This window comes from Paenibacillus harenae (assembly GCF_030812415.1).
GTDB lineage: Bacteria > Bacillota > Bacilli > Paenibacillales > Paenibacillaceae > Pristimantibacillus > Pristimantibacillus harenae_A.
The window spans coordinates 82,160-96,433 of record NZ_JAUSST010000008.1 but is presented as its reverse complement, the minus strand read 5'-3'; the positions used below and the strand labels follow the sequence as shown (position 1 = coordinate 96,433).

Here is a 14,274-nt window from a genome sequence, read left to right as displayed (position 1 = left end):
GCCCTCCTCCAAATCAGCTAAAGTTACTGCGAATATCCAACATAGCTATAGTTATGACAACAAAGAAGCAGGCAAGGGATTATCCCCAGCCTGCTTCTTTGTTGTTGCCTATTTGCGGTCCAGCTCTTGAATAGCCTCGAGCACCTGCCGGACATGGTCCTTAATCTTCACTTTGCGCCACTCGCGTACCAGTTTGCCCTTCTTGTCGATCAGGAAGGTGGAACGCACGATGCCCATATACTCTCTGCCGTACAGCTTCTTAAGCTGCCAGACGCCGTACTTCTCGCATACTTTTTTCTCGGTGTCGGCGAGCAGCAGGAACGGCAGCTCCTTCTTCTCCACGAACTTCACATGCGACTTGACGTCATCGGCGCTTATGCCGAGCACAACGGCTTCCAGCTGTCGATATTCCGCATAAGTATCGCGGAAATCGCATGCCTGTTGCGTGCAGGTCGCCGTCAAATCCTTCGGATAGAAAAACAGAACGACCGGATGTCCGATGTAATCGCTAAGCTTGACCGTTTCGCCGTTCGAAGCTTTTAGCGTGAAGCCCGGCGCTTTTTTGCCCAATTGCAATTGAACCATGCTGCTCTATTCCTCCTGATTCAGCTCGAAACCTTAAGAGCCCGCTCCTCTGTATCGTTTGACGCCGTTATTCCAGAACGCGAGCCCGAGCCCGAACACGATAATGCCCATGATCGGCGTGAACCAGGCAAGGCGCGACAGATCGTCCGCCTTTTGCTCCAGGAAGTACGACGCCGGAATGACGCCGACGAAGGCGAACGGCAGCAGCCAAGTGAGTACGAAACGAATCATTTTATTGTAAATGTTGACCGGATAGCGGCCATAGTTCTGAATGTTATACATAAGCGGCACGATGCCTGTCGGCGCATCCGAGTAGAAAGACAACGCGCTGAGCGCCGTATACAGACCCGCATAAATAAGAACGGCGCCGATGACGAACACGAGCAGCATCACAATGTCCATTACATGGAACGGCAAGCCGAGCTGCGTCCAGCATATAACCATAATGACGGCGCCGACGAACGAGCCGATCAGCGACGGCGGATCGACATTTTCGAGCAATACTTGATAGAGGTTATGAGCCGGCCTGGTGAGTACCCGGTCCATCTCGCCCTTCACGATATAGCGCTCGCTGAAATTCCAGATGCTGAAGAACGTACTGAATATACCGAAAGGAATCATGAAGAAGCCGTAGACGAAGACGACCTCCGCCTCCGACCAGCCGCCGAGCGACGGCGTATGCTGGAATACGATCAATATGAAGATCAGGTTCATCCCTTGGAACAGCAGATCGGACAGCACTTCAATCCAGAAGTCGGCGCGGTAAGTCAGACGCGTCTTGGCATAGTTCTTTAAATATTCCCAAAATAGTTCCGCGTATCTCATCTCTGGTTATCCTCCTTGCACGAACGTCCGCTTGCGTGCTGTACGCCACACGAACCAAATCGGCAGTAATAGTCCTAAAAACCATACGACCTGCAAGCCAAGTACCCCGGCAATCTCGTTGCTTGGCGTACGGCCCGTGAATACCGCGCTTGGCAAATACGTAATCGCTTGGAACGGCAGCCACTGCATAATCCCCGAGAGCCAGCCCGGGAAGAAAGCGATCGGAACGACGACGCCGGAGAACAGGTCGACCATGACGCGCTTCATGCGCATCATACCCTCGTTATTTTCGACGAAAAAGGCGAATAGGCCTGTAAGAATATTGATTTGTGAATTGATCAGAAAGCTGAAGAACAGCATGACGAGATAGATCAGCCATGTCGAGAGATCGGTCGGCAGCTTCACCGGGAACAGCAGGCAGACGACGATCATGCCCGGCACCATGAACAAAAGCATGCGGAACAAACCTTCGCCGAACCCTTGCATCATTTTCACGAACAGATAGGAATAGGGCCGAATGAGTTGAACGGCGACGCTGCCGTCGCGTATTTCATTCGCTATCTCGCGGTCCAGGTTGTTGAAGTAGAACGCGCGCGCCATCCACGAGACGGCGACGTAAGTCGTCATCTGCGCGACGGTAAAGCCGGCGAGCGACTCCTTATCGCCATAGATCGCTTGCCACAGAAAATAGTACGCACCGATGTTAATGGCATAAATAACGATACCGCTATAATAGTTAACGCGGTAAGCGAGCATCATCAGGAAGCGTATCCGAATAAAGTCGATATAAGCGCTCATCATTGTCCGCTCGTCTCCTTCGAGACTTCGGCAGAGCCGGATGAGTAGATGCTGCGGACGATATCGTCCGTGTTCGTCTCGAAAATTTTGATGTCGCGGATTTCGGTACCGGCCACGACCTTCGAGAGCGCGTCGGATACGTTCACTTCGTGCGGCAGCCACATTTTCGCGGTCACGTCGTTCTCAAGCGACCATGTTACAGCAAGCTCTTCCGTCAATTGCTGCAGCTTCGCCAGCGGCGTATGCCCGGCGAATTGGAACTGAATTTCGCGGCCCTTGCTCCAGCGGCTCTTCAAATCGTCAAGTCCGCCGTCATAAATAATGCGGCCGTCGTCGAGCATAATGACACGCGAACATAACGCTTCAATATCTTGCAAGTCATGCGTCGTGAGCAGGATCGTCGTTCCGTGCTCGCGGTTCATCTCTAATAAAAAGTCGCGGATCTCCGTCTTCACGACTATATCGAGCCCGATCGTCGGTTCGTCGAGGAAAAGGATCGACGGATTATGCAGCAGCGAAGCAACGAGCTCGCAGCGCATCCGTTGTCCGAGGCTAAGCTTGCGGACCGGGCGGTTAAGCAGATCGCCCAGTTGGAGGCGTTCCACGAGGTTGTCCAATCTTTTGCGGAAGTCCGCTTCCGATACGCGGTATACTTTGCGCAGCAGCTGGAACGACTCGATTACTCCGATGTCCCACCATAGCTGGGAGCGCTGACCGAATACGACGCCGATGCCGCCTACGAATTGCTCGCGATCCTTGTAGGGCACGTAGCCGTTGACCTTGATATGGCCGGCTGTAGGCACAAGAATGCCGGTCAGCATCTTGATCGTCGTCGACTTGCCTGCCCCGTTCTCGCCGATATAGCCGCATATTTCCCCTTGCGGGATTTGGAACGAAATATCTTTGACCGCCGTTACCTCGTTATATTCGCGCTTGAACAAGTCCTTAAGCGCACCCGACAGCCCTTCGCGGTTTTTCTGAACCTTGAATTGCTTGCGTAAATCCTTCACATCTATAGCCAGCATAGCGTGTTGTCTAGCTCCTCTCGTTCGACATTTCCTGGGAAATTACGATTTTTTATTGGCTGAATCGATAAAACTTGCTTCCAAGCAGCGTTCAGCTTTATAATTTTATGATATGTAATATTACATTAGATAAGGGCAAGCGTAAACGCCTTGTGTCAACCTTTGGTAACACAAGTTTCGTTTCACGTAGAAATACAGGACGATAAATGCAGATTCCATGCATGAATCCTTGTATTTAAAGCGTAAACGCCTTGTGTCAACCTTTGATAACACAAGTTTCGTTTCGCGTAGAAATACAAGGCGATAAATGCAGATCCAGTGCATGAATCCTTGTATTTAAAGCGTAAACGCCTTGTGTCAACCTTTGGTAATACAAGCTTCGTTTCGCGTAGAAATACAAGGCGATAAATGCAGATCCAGTGTATGAATCCTTGTATTTAAGGCGTAAACGCCTTGTGTCAACCTTTGGTGATACAAGCTTCGTTTCGCGTAGAACCACAAGATGATTATGGCACATCTCGTACGTTAATTCTTGTATTAAAAGCGTAAACGGGTAATGCCGGCTTCTGATGGCGAAAGCTTGGTTTCGTGCCCGCTCTTTCATGAACGAAGGATTTTTTGTTTTTTCACAGCATAAATATGGAATATTCGGCGTCAAGTCAACTTCTACGGGATGGAACAGCAAATATTATTTGAATTCATAGCAATCGCATGATTTAGACCACTGAAACAACCCTATACTGCAAATATTAGGTTCATACTAGTTTTCATTGTCTTCATGCTATCCATGCATGCCAATAATCGAGCTTTCATACGAATCAGTCTCTGCGCATTGAAAGGAGCACTACTAACGAAATGCAAAACAAACCGAAGACCAAAAAAACTTGGAAATGGATTCTCATCAGCTTCTTGGTCATCATTGTCGCCGTCGTCGGCTACGCCATCTATTGGAGCGTCGGCGTATATAATGCTTTGGATAATTTCCAGGATCCAGTCGTTGAGTCAACGCCTAACGGCACATCGGAAACGCCTATACCGGTACCCGAATGGGAAGGCACGGAGCGCGTCAATATTTTGCTGCTTGGCGGCGACGCCCGCGGCTTGGATGAAGGAGAGAAAGCCCGTTCCGACTCCATTATGGTCGCTTCGTTCGACCCTGTGACGAAGAAGGCGCATCTATTATCCGTCCTCCGCGATACGTATGTCGAGATTGAGGGCCACGGCCGCGGCCGCATTAATACGGCACTTACGCTAGGCGATTACCCGCTGGCTATGAAGACCGTTGGCGACTTGCTCGGACTTGATATTCAGTACTACGTGTACACCGACTTCGAAGGGTTCAAGGCGCTCGTCGATACGATCGGCGGCATCGACTTCTATGTCGAGAAGGATATGCGTTACACGGACAACGGCGACCAGAACCGCTATGATATAGACTTGAAAGAAGGCTTCCAGCATCTCGATGGGGACAAGGCGCTTCAATACGTTCGTTTCCGGCATGATGCGATGAGCGATTTCACCCGGACCGAGCGGCAGCGCAACTTCCTTAAGGCGGTAGCCAAGGAGCTTCAATCGACCTGGAACCTCATTCGGATGAAGGAGATTCTTGAGAGCGTACAGCCTTACGTCGATATGAACTTGTCCGTCAACGACATGCTGAAGCTTGGACAGCTCGGCGTGAAGAGCCATGTAGCCGGTACGACGCAAGTGCCTCCGATGGAGCTGATCGCGGAGGATCGCGTAGGCGGCGCATCCGTTATCGCTGTTAAGGACGAGGATGAGCTTCACGAGTACATTCAGGAACTGCTGCAATCCGACGAGACGATTCCTGTCGTATCCGAGACGCCTGTTCCTTCGGATAACGGCTCGAATGCAACTAACGAGTAACGATAAAGACGTAGGCGGATGGATGGTATCCGCTTGCGTCTTTTTTTCATGATTAAACTCGGAGCCGTCCATATTCGCATTGTACTTTTTGGCGCGGCTTTTGTATTCTAGAAGATAGCGTTTTGAATGTGTTTAATGAGGAGGAATACATACCATGACTTTGCAACGACCACAATCCGGCGTCCTATATGAGCAAGCTCTGGCACATATCGTAGGCGGCGTCAATAGCCCGTCCCGCTCGTACAAGGCGGTAGGCGGAGGCGCTCCCGTATTCATGAAACGGGCAGAAGGCGCGTACTTCTGGGATGTCGACGATAATCGATACATCGATTACTTGGCCGCATACGGGCCTATCATAACGGGTCATGCCCATCCGCATATTACGAAAGCGATCGTAACGGCCGCGCAGAACGGCACGTTGTACGGAACGCCAACCGAGCTTGAGATTACGCTCGCTCGCATGCTGAAGGAAGCGATCCCTTCGCTTGACAAGGTTCGCTTCGTCAACTCCGGCACGGAAGCGGTCATGACGACGATTCGCGTAGCCCGCGCTTATACGGAACGAACCAAAATCATTAAATTCGCCGGCTGCTACCACGGCCATTCCGACCTTGTGCTCGTCGCAGCCGGCTCTGGGCCTTCCACGCTCGGCATTCCGGACAGCGCGGGCATCCCGACAAGCATCGCGCAAGAGGTCATTACGGTGCCATTCAACGATCTTGAAGCGCTTAAGCTTGCCCTGGACCGCTGGGGGGACGATACGGCAGCGGTTATGGTCGAGCCGATTGTCGGAAACTTCGGCATGGTTATGCCCCATGAAGGCTTTCTTGAAGGATTATGCAAGCTGACGCGCGAGGCTGGAGCGCTAGTCGTTTACGACGAAGTCATTAGCGCGTTCCGCTTCCACTATGGCGCAGCTCAGACTTACGGCATCTTCCCCGACCGCGCCGCTATCGAACCGGATCTGACCGCCCTTGGCAAAATCATCGGCGGCGGTCTGCCGATCGGAGCTTACGGCGGCCGCAAAGAAATCATGGAGCAGGTCGCTCCGCTCGGACCTGCCTACCAAGCCGGCACGATGGCCGGCAATCCCGCCTCGATCTCGGCGGGTATCGCCTGTCTGGAGCTGCTTCAAGAGCCGGGCATCTATGACCGCATGGATAAGCTTGCCGCCCGTCTTGCAGACGGCCTGCTGTCAGCGGCAAAGGAACATAGCATCCCATTAACCGTTAACCAGATTAGAGGGTCATTCTCCGCTCACTTCTGCGACCACAAAGTGACTAATTACGATGAAGCGCAGGACACGGACGGAGAACGGTTCGCCAAGTTCTTCCGCCTTATGCTCGATCAAAGCATTAACCTTGCCCCTTCCAAATATGAGGCATGGTTCATGACGACGGCGCATACGACTGACGATATCGACGCAACGATCGAAGCAGTCCGCAAAGCGATGGCACACCTGTAAAGTCAAATCGCTCCCCCGCACGACAGAAGGCAGATAGATACACTTTCTGTATCTATCTGCCTTCAACACATCCATATTGGCGAATAGTGCTGCTTTCCAGTACTATTCCGTTCAACCAACCGCCTGACGCACCATTATCGCCGTTCTCTCAGACAGATAGATATACTTTCTATATCTATGCGCCAACTACACGCGCAATTTAGCAGAATAGAGCTGCTTTCCAGCACGATTCTAATTAACGTTGTTTAAAATTAACAGCCTATCATCCGCATCCGTCGGAATCCCTCTACCGTCCGTGTTATTCGTGATCACGTAGATTTGTCCATCGTGTACCTTCACGTCGCGCAGCCTTCCCGCGCCTGTGAACACCTTCTCCATCTTGCCGGCAACCGTATCATAGCGGTAGAGCGCTTCTCCTCTTAACGTAGCGATCAACAGACGATTTCTCTCATCCATTGCGGCTCCTGAAGGCGCAATAGCCTCTTCCCCCGTATGATATAGTGGAGCGATCATCCCGCTGCGATTGTCGTCGCCGTACACGGTCGGCCATCCGTAATTGCCGACTGCCTCGATCCGGTTAATCTCGTCATGACCGCCCGGATCGCCCGATGGCCCATGCTCGGTATTGAACAGCACGCCCTTATCGTCCCATGCAAGTCCTTGCGGATTACGATGACCATAGCTGTACACATACGAATTAGCAAAAGGATTGTCGGCCGGCACTTTGCCATCCAATGTCAGCCTTAATATTTTGCCCGCCAGACTGCTTCGATCTTGAGCAAGCTCCGGCTGCTGAGCATCTCCCGTCGTCACATACAGCATCCCATCCGGCCCGATAGCCATTCTGCCGCCATCGTGGTTAGCTGCTCCAGGGATGCCTTCGAGCAACGCGCGCACTTCGGTCCATTTCCCTGCATCCTGCTTAATAAGAACGATACGGTTCAAAAGCGCACCATTCTCTTCATAGGTGTGGTAGGCGTAAGCCAGTCCCGTCGTACTGAAGTCCGGAGCCAGCAGCAAGCCGAGAAAGCCGCCTTCCCCTCTATGTCTCACGCTCTTGCTGAGTTGTACGGATTGACGCTCCAAGGCTCCCCCCTCCAGCTTAACAATAGCCCCTTCCCGCTCGCTTATGTACACCGTATCCCCGTCAAACTCAATGACCCATGGAATCTGTAGTTTCTCGGCGAGAACCGAGTAAGATTCGTTCGATTCAGGCGCAGCCGTTGGATCCGCTCCGGAAGTCGGCTCACCGCCAATCGTTGCAACCGTCGTTGGCACAATCGTTGGAGCAACCGTTGCTTTGCCTGCGTTTTCAGCTCTGTTGTTGTCGCAGGCTGCCAGTATGAATGAACATACGATAACGACAGCCGCTAACCTGGTCATATGCGCTTGATTCATCGTCTATCATCCTCTCTCGCTATTAATCGAAACTATCATCTTTTCATGCATTATAGACAATTTCCCGAAGAAACCAACCATAGCCCGCACACTATGCAAAAAAAGGACAGCCACTTGCGCTCTAACGTGAGGGCATGCTGTCCTTCTGCTATTCCTTATTCATTTGCATTCGCCGCTGCCAGCGCTGCGATTAACTCGTCTTGTATGCGACCGTTCGAAGCCATCACATTGCGTACGCTCAGATCGTACGGCTTGCCGTTCGTATCCGTCACGATACCGCCGGATTCTTGGATCAGCAGCGCGCCCGCCGCTAAGTCCCAGCTGCTCAGGCCGATTTCCCAGAAGCCGCTTAGGCGTCCTGCCGCCACATACGCCATATGAAGGGCAGCCGAACCGGCGATTCGAAGATTGCGCACCTGCGGAGCTACCGCGGCAATGCCTTTCAAATTAACGGGAAGCGCATAGTGATGATCGGCTGGAAGTCCCGTCGCAACAAGGCTTCCGCGCAGCGTCTCCTCGCTCGATACACTCATCCGCTTGCCGTGCACATAAGCGCCTTTGCCCTTCTCGGCGACAAACAGCTCATCCTTCACAGGATCGTATACGACGCCGACGATGACGTCGCCCTTATGAGCAAGCGCGATCGATACGCAGAAGAACGGGAAGCCGTGCACGAAGTTCGTCGTGCCGTCGATCGGATCGACGATCCATAAATATTCGGCATCCAGCTTGTCTTCCAGCGCCTTCGCAGACGCTTTTGGCCCGGGCTCAACGCCTTCCTCCCCTAAGAAGGAGTGGTGCGGGAAATGCGTCATGACCAAATTTTTGATCAGCCGTTCGGAGCCCTTGTCGATCTCCGTTACAAGATCATGGGAAGAGTACTTTATATCAAGGCTAGCGTAATTGCCAAGCTTTGTCTTAATCCATTCGCCTGCTTTCGAGGCGCAATTGATAGCAACAGCGGTAAAGCTTTTGCCTCCAACGACGGAAGCGTTAAGCTGGTCACTCACGGTCCATCACTCGTTTCTTTGCATGATTTTTAGTAAATCCATGTATGGCTTTACATACGTATAAATAGGCTGTTGCGTTTCGCGAAAAAAGTTAATGCAGCGTCTACTCAAAAAGCCGATATTCCCTCAATGATCAATTGTGCTGCCAGCAGCAGAAGCGTGACCCGCAGCAGCCACATAAGACCCTTGCCGCTCATTCGAAGCGCAATATAGGCTCCGGCTTTGCCGCCAATCCAAGCGCCGGGTACAAGCGCCAGCACGAAAAGCCAATTCGTCTCGCCCAGGAAGGCGTGCATCCCGCTGCCGAGGATGGAAGATAAGAAAATAACAAACATCGACGTTGCCGTCGCCACATGCGGCGGGAATCGGAATAGCAGCACCATAAGCGGTACGAATAACGAACCTCCGCCTATGCCGAACAAGCCGGATATAAGACCCACGCCGAATCCGATTAACAGTGCGGGAAGGATGGCATAGCCGTAACTGTGCGTCTCTCCGGAAGCATCCGTGAAGCTGCGTTGGATCGGCCATTCGCGCGTAAACGGTTTCATATAATCTCGGGCAATGAGCAAACCCGCCATAAGCAGCATAAAAATACCGAATACGAGTTGGAACACGCCGTCCTTCAGCAGTCCCGTCAACGCAGAGCCTGCCATAGCCGCCGGCCCGCTCGTAATGAAGAATAACCAAGCGCTCTTGAAATCGACGATTTTGCGCTTGGCATAGGATAACGTCGAAGCTAGCGCCGTCACGACGAGCACCGTTAACGATGTGCCTACGGCAGTCGCATGTCCGATCTCCCCGCCCGTAAGGACTGGACCGAGCAGCATTAGCGCCGGCACGATAATAATGCCTCCGCCAAGCCCGACGATGCTCCCGAATATGGCAGCAACCGCGCCAAGCACGACAAGCAGCAGCCAACTTAACATCATAAATCACCACTCTCTAGTTGTGAACGTTGGGCCTGTTTCCAGCATGCAAGCTATTTACGTTCAGAACAGCACCGCCAAGGCGATCCCTTGACGGCGCTGTTCACGATTATTCTTAAATGACGATTTCAATGCTTGCACCATCGATCACCCTCACGCCTTTCCCCTGCTTCTCCAGCTTGCCAAGCTCGTCCATCAGCTTGAAAAGCGCTTCGTCCTTGCTCTTGGCCTCCAGCATGCAATCGAGGTATTCGGTTGCTGGCGCCGCTTGGCGAAGAAAGCGAAGCAGAGGCAGCGGCTCGACGAAGTCGGCATGGCCTCTAGGGTCGGTTACGCTCTTCGGGCTGGAGGCATGGATCTTCGGCGGCAGCTCCTGCACCGAAGACATGCCTAACCGCTCGCGCTCGCGTTGCCAAGTCTGTACGATTCGCGGCCATTGCTCACCGCACAGCTCGTCCTCCGAGATGCCGCCCGGATTCACCGCATGATGGTGAATATCGAGCACCATCGGCACGCCAACCTGTTCCGCGGCAGCTAGCGTCTCGGCAACATTAAACGTTTTATCGTCGTTCTCTAGCGTAACTCGGTGCAGACAGCGCGGCTCAAGCGCTCCGAACTGACGGACGAACCGTTCGCGGGACGTTTCTTTATCGCCGTATGCACCGCCCATATGTATATTGCATTTTGTCGCTTCGTCCAATTCCATCGCCTCAAGCATCCGCACATGGCTGTCCAAGTCGATGATCGAACCCGCCAGCACTTCCTCGCGCGGCGTACTGAACACGCAGAAGTGGTCGGGATGGAACGATACGCGCATGCGGTTTCGCTTGACGAAATCGCCCAGCTCCCGGAACGACGGCGTCAGCGCCTCGAACGGATTCCAATCGGCGAGCGCTCCGTGCGTCGCAAGCGGTATAAGCTTGGACGAGAACCGGTACATCTGAACATCGCTAGCCCGGCAATGCCTCAATATGCGCAGCGTATTAGCCAGGTTCTCCTCGGCGAGCCGTTCCAGCTTGCGAATGCCCGCTTCACGGTCATTCAGCTTGGCGAAACTTTTGTACGTCATCGTCCTCGAGGGAGATGCGTTCTCAAGCGTCAAGCTCATCGCTACGAAACCGAATCTGACGATCATCGGCTACTTGCGGTCTCCAAAAAACATTTCATAAGCAAGCGCCGTCTGAATGCGCGACTCTTCCTCGGTCAGCTTTCTCACAAGCTCCATCTCCACTTCGGTCACTTCTTCGCCTTGAAAATTGATTTCGGCGATAGAAGCCAAGATGCGGACAATCGCGATCGCCTCGTTATTTGGCGTATAGGCAATAACCTTCTGGCCCGTCGGAAAGACGCGAAATCCGCTCTTGACCATTTTGCCCCTTCCATACTCCAACAATTCATACAGCTCTTGCTCGGACTTGTATTTGCATACGGAATTAAATTCGGTTGAGAAACCCATATTGACTACCTCCCTTCCTTAAAATATTCGAACCCACCCAAACCCTCCCTTCCAAGGGAGGGCTCCGAGGGCTGCCGCCCTCCGGACACCCGCTTTATGAGTAACGTTGGCGCTGCAAAGGCTCTCGCGAGCTTCGTTTGAGCTTGGATCGCTAACGTCCCTTGCGGGACATGCTTTACTTTTGACGCGCTTAGATTGCCTTATTTGGCGGATGGAGCAATCCAAGACTTTAGATCGCGTCGCCTGAGAAATCGATCGCTTGCTTGTCGTTGTAGCGAGCCATCGCAAGGTCGATCAGATTGTCTAGTAGCTTCTTGTACGGGAGGCCCGTTTCCTTCCACATGAGCGGGTACATGCTGAACGGCGTGAAGCCCGGCAGCGTATTCACCTCATTAATAAGAAGCTGGCCATCGGACTTCCGAAGGAAGAAGTCGACGCGCGACAAGCCGGAGCCGTCAATCGCCTGGAAAGCGCGAACGGCCATCTCACGAACGGCTTCCGTCGTATCGGCAGGAATTTGAGCCGGTATTTGCATCGTGGACTTGCCGTCGATATATTTTGCCTTATAATCGTAAAATTCATTGGACGGAGCGATCTCGCCCGGCAGCGAAGCTTTCGCCTCGTCGTTGCCAAGCACGCTGACTTCGATCTCGCGCGCATCCACGAACTCCTCGACGATGACTTTGCGGTCGAAGCGGAGCGCGTAATTAACGGCTGCGATCAATTCCTCGCGGTTTCTCGCTTTCGATACGCCTACGCTGGAACCCAGGTTGGCCGGCTTCACGAAGCAAGGGTATCCGAGCGACACTTCGCATTCCATAACGAAATAGGAGGAGTCCTTCTGCCATTGCGTTCGGTTGAAGTACCGGTACACGCATTGCGGCAAGCCCTCTTGGGCGAACACTTTTTTCATAATAATCTTGTCCATGCCAACGGCAGAAGCGAGAACGCCGGCGCCGACGTAAGGAATGTTCGCCATCTCGAACAAGCCCTGAATCGTGCCGTCCTCGCCGAACGTGCCGTGCAGCAGCGGAAAGACGACGTCGATCTGCTGCTGCTCGTCGCTCGTACGACGGCCGACACTTGCGAACAGAGGCGCTAACGCCGCTCCTGTATCGGAAGGCTCGCTGGACTCGTAACGCAGCTCCGCCACGCTTGCCGGCCGGCCCTCCAGCACCGCTCCCGTCTTCCATTCCCCTTGCTTCGTAATATAAAAAGGTTTGATTGCGTATTTGCTATAATCGAACTCGCCCATAACGGCAAACGCCGTTTGTAGAGAGACCTCATGCTCTCCCGATTTCCCCCCGTATACAAGACCAACTCGAACTTTGCTTCCCATGGCACATCCTCCGGTACGAATAAATTTCATAACTGCTGTATCCATTTGCTTGCTGTTTGCATCCCAGTCATCACTTCAAAGCTTACATGAGGTCGGCAATATGAAAAAAACGATATTTCGTCTGTTCCGTCCATGCGTAAGAATCGCGATAATCCCAATAACGATGCCGGCTGGCTACGGTATTGGCGTTAACGAGCGGCATCCCCGCCGCATCGAACGCGGTTACGATCGTACTATGCTGGAATCGGTTATCCCCGTTCCAATCATACGTTATAATATCGCCAAGCTGCAGCTCGTCGGCAGAAAATACGCTCTCCGCGCGCATTCCCGATGTTCGCGATCCGCCCAAATAATGCGTTAAAGCATTCGACACGGCCCAACTGAAGCTCCATGATTCCTGGCCTTTATTTCTACCTTTATACCACCAGCCGCTTTCTCTTTTACCAGTATAGTTCATTGGGGCATTACCTGCAAAGACGCATTGGGATACATAATTCGTGCAATTCACCTCAAAAAGCTCATAGGCGGGATTGCCCTCGTTCCACCACCGGTCGGCGTAAGCGGCAACCAAATCTCTCCTGTAGGGAATACCCGGCTGACGGTGTTTGAATTGAGGGAATAGGTCATAATTTAAGTATGGCATCGAGGGCGTAGAGCGCTCGCCTTCGGAGAATGTGTAATCGTCCACTGTCATCCAGTTTTCGGTTGAAGTCCCATAACGCGGCCTGCGTTCGGATATGATCGGCTCGACGCGCATGACGTCCCAGCTTTTTCCTGCCGGGCACAACCATAACCGCTCGTATTCGGATCTCTCCTCCATATAGAAGCGGCCCCGCTGCTCCATTCTCCTTCTAATATGAAGCTTAATGAGCACCGACACTTCGCTTGGAGACTCGTTGACGCGCACAAGCTCTGCTTTCGTCTCGCTTCCCGCGGGAAGAACGCCGCGCAGCAGCTCCCGCTCGCGAAGACGCTCAAGCCTGCAGCGAAGACGCTCGCAATGCTCCGCGTCCGTCACGAAGTCGGACAGCACCTGGACATGCTGCTCCGTCTCGGCTTGATTGTACAAACTAATGTACCGGTGTACGGCAGACTTCCATCCTTCCGCTTCTCCTTGTTGACGCTGCAGCCCGTATTCCGATGCACGCAGGAGCGATGTAAGCTTAGGCTGCTTGGTCGAATGACTTAGACTTGCCTGAGGCTGGGGCTGATTGGCCGCATTGCGCAGGCGCTGCTCCTCCTCGGCGCGTTGCTGCGGCGACCCGGCATTTGCCATGAGCTTAATGCCCGTCTTACGCGAAGAGCCGCTGCCCTGTTGCGACGACGTTTGATTCCGTTTATGACCCTGACTAGGCTGGCTGACTGGCGGCCTTTGACCTGTACGCGACATCGATATCCCTCCTGCATTTGACAGAATAACTGATTAATTATATGAAACGATGCACCGATTCATGTAACATCCCGTTAACCGTTTTTTCGCCCCCTTTCGCATGTCTCCAAGGACATAATTGGTCTTTACGCAGGGGGTATTTTAACGCTATACTATAGCTATAAGGA

The 14,274-nt window shown here is 52.9% G+C and carries 13 protein-coding genes; 2 read left to right on the top strand and 11 right to left on the bottom strand.

What is annotated here, in order from left to right:
- Positions 1 to 108: 108 nt before the first annotated feature.
- From bcp to J2T14_RS26165, 4 genes are read right to left on the bottom strand one after another with little or no spacing between them, the layout of a single operon-like run.
- Positions 109 to 585, bottom strand: a complete 477-nt coding sequence (gene bcp / locus J2T14_RS26180; protein WP_307475667.1) for a thioredoxin-dependent thiol peroxidase — start codon at positions 583 to 585, stop codon at positions 109 to 111.
- Between the two features lie 33 nt (positions 586 to 618).
- Positions 619 to 1,410: an ABC transporter permease gene (locus J2T14_RS26175; protein ID WP_307206408.1), complete on the bottom strand. Its 792-nt coding sequence runs from the start codon at positions 1,408 to 1,410 to the stop codon at positions 619 to 621.
- A 6-nt stretch (positions 1,411 to 1,416) separates the two neighbouring features.
- Entirely contained in the window at positions 1,417 to 2,211 is a 795-nt protein-coding gene (locus J2T14_RS26170; RefSeq protein WP_307475665.1) for an ABC transporter permease, read from the bottom strand.
- The gene (locus J2T14_RS26165; protein WP_307206410.1) at positions 2,208 to 3,233 is read right to left on the bottom strand and encodes an ABC transporter ATP-binding protein; all 1,026 of its coding nucleotides are present in this window, start codon (positions 3,231 to 3,233) and stop codon (positions 2,208 to 2,210) included. Before J2T14_RS26165 ends, J2T14_RS26170 begins: the two co-directional genes overlap by 4 nt.
- 855 nt (positions 3,234 to 4,088) lie before the next feature.
- On the opposite strand from J2T14_RS26165, the gene J2T14_RS26160 reads away from it, so the two are divergent.
- Positions 4,089 to 5,120, top strand: a complete 1,032-nt coding sequence (locus tag J2T14_RS26160; RefSeq protein ID WP_307475663.1) for an LCP family protein — start codon at positions 4,089 to 4,091, stop codon at positions 5,118 to 5,120.
- 154 nt (positions 5,121 to 5,274) lie between these two features.
- The gene (locus J2T14_RS26155; RefSeq protein WP_307475661.1) at positions 5,275 to 6,585 is read left to right on the top strand and encodes a glutamate-1-semialdehyde 2,1-aminomutase; all 1,311 of its coding nucleotides are present in this window, start codon (positions 5,275 to 5,277) and stop codon (positions 6,583 to 6,585) included.
- A gap of 231 nt (positions 6,586 to 6,816) precedes the next feature.
- Here the strand turns inward: J2T14_RS26155 and J2T14_RS26150 are convergent, their stop codons facing one another.
- The 7 genes from J2T14_RS26150 to J2T14_RS26120 form a co-directional block, all read right to left on the bottom strand.
- Positions 6,817 to 7,983: a PQQ-dependent sugar dehydrogenase gene (locus J2T14_RS26150; protein WP_307475659.1), complete on the bottom strand. Its 1,167-nt coding sequence runs from the start codon at positions 7,981 to 7,983 to the stop codon at positions 6,817 to 6,819.
- Between the two features lie 155 nt (positions 7,984 to 8,138).
- Complete coding sequence (locus tag J2T14_RS26145; RefSeq protein ID WP_307206414.1) at positions 8,139 to 8,993, bottom strand: inositol monophosphatase family protein; 855 nt, start codon at positions 8,991 to 8,993, stop codon at positions 8,139 to 8,141.
- Between the two features lie 107 nt (positions 8,994 to 9,100).
- A complete protein-coding gene (locus J2T14_RS26140; RefSeq protein ID WP_373458216.1) occupies positions 9,101 to 9,922 on the bottom strand; it encodes a sulfite exporter TauE/SafE family protein in 822 nt (273 codons plus the stop codon).
- Positions 9,923 to 10,037: 115 nt separating this feature from the next.
- Positions 10,038 to 11,057: a UV DNA damage repair endonuclease UvsE gene (gene uvsE / locus J2T14_RS26135; protein WP_307475655.1), complete on the bottom strand. Its 1,020-nt coding sequence runs from the start codon at positions 11,055 to 11,057 to the stop codon at positions 10,038 to 10,040.
- A gap of 3 nt (positions 11,058 to 11,060) precedes the next feature.
- Positions 11,061 to 11,378 (bottom strand): hypothetical protein, encoded by a 318-nt coding sequence (locus J2T14_RS26130; protein WP_307475653.1) that lies wholly within the window; start codon positions 11,376 to 11,378, stop codon positions 11,061 to 11,063.
- A 229-nt stretch (positions 11,379 to 11,607) separates the two neighbouring features.
- Entirely contained in the window at positions 11,608 to 12,717 is a 1,110-nt protein-coding gene (locus tag J2T14_RS26125) for a D-alanine--D-alanine ligase (protein ID WP_307475651.1), read from the bottom strand.
- 82 nt (positions 12,718 to 12,799) lie between these two features.
- On the bottom strand, positions 12,800 to 14,107 hold the full coding sequence (locus J2T14_RS26120; RefSeq protein ID WP_307475649.1) for an amidase domain-containing protein: 1,308 nt from the start codon (positions 14,105 to 14,107) through the stop codon (positions 12,800 to 12,802).
- Positions 14,108 to 14,274 lie beyond the last annotated feature (167 nt).

Coding starts and splice junctions, on each gene's coding strand:
- J2T14_RS26120 (WP_307475649.1), bottom strand. CDS start 14,107: ATGTCGCGTACAGGTCAAAGGCCGCCAGTCAGCCAGCCTAGTCAGGGT.
- J2T14_RS26125 (WP_307475651.1), bottom strand. CDS start 12,717: ATGGGAAGCAAAGTTCGAGTTGGTCTTGTATACGGGGGGAAATCGGGA.
- J2T14_RS26160 (WP_307475663.1), top strand. CDS start 4,089: ATGCAAAACAAACCGAAGACCAAAAAAACTTGGAAATGGATTCTCATC.
- J2T14_RS26175 (WP_307206408.1), bottom strand. CDS start 1,410: ATGAGATACGCGGAACTATTTTGGGAATATTTAAAGAACTATGCCAAG.
- bcp (WP_307475667.1), bottom strand. CDS start 585: ATGGTTCAATTGCAATTGGGCAAAAAAGCGCCGGGCTTCACGCTAAAA.
- J2T14_RS26170 (WP_307475665.1), bottom strand. CDS start 2,211: ATGATGAGCGCTTATATCGACTTTATTCGGATACGCTTCCTGATGATG.
- J2T14_RS26165 (WP_307206410.1), bottom strand. CDS start 3,233: ATGCTGGCTATAGATGTGAAGGATTTACGCAAGCAATTCAAGGTTCAG.
- J2T14_RS26155 (WP_307475661.1), top strand. CDS start 5,275: ATGACTTTGCAACGACCACAATCCGGCGTCCTATATGAGCAAGCTCTG.
- uvsE (WP_307475655.1), bottom strand. CDS start 11,057: ATGATCGTCAGATTCGGTTTCGTAGCGATGAGCTTGACGCTTGAGAAC.
- J2T14_RS26130 (WP_307475653.1), bottom strand. CDS start 11,378: ATGGGTTTCTCAACCGAATTTAATTCCGTATGCAAATACAAGTCCGAG.
- J2T14_RS26150 (WP_307475659.1), bottom strand. CDS start 7,983: ATGAATCAAGCGCATATGACCAGGTTAGCGGCTGTCGTTATCGTATGT.
- J2T14_RS26140 (WP_373458216.1), bottom strand. CDS start 9,922: ATGTTAAGTTGGCTGCTGCTTGTCGTGCTTGGCGCGGTTGCTGCCATA.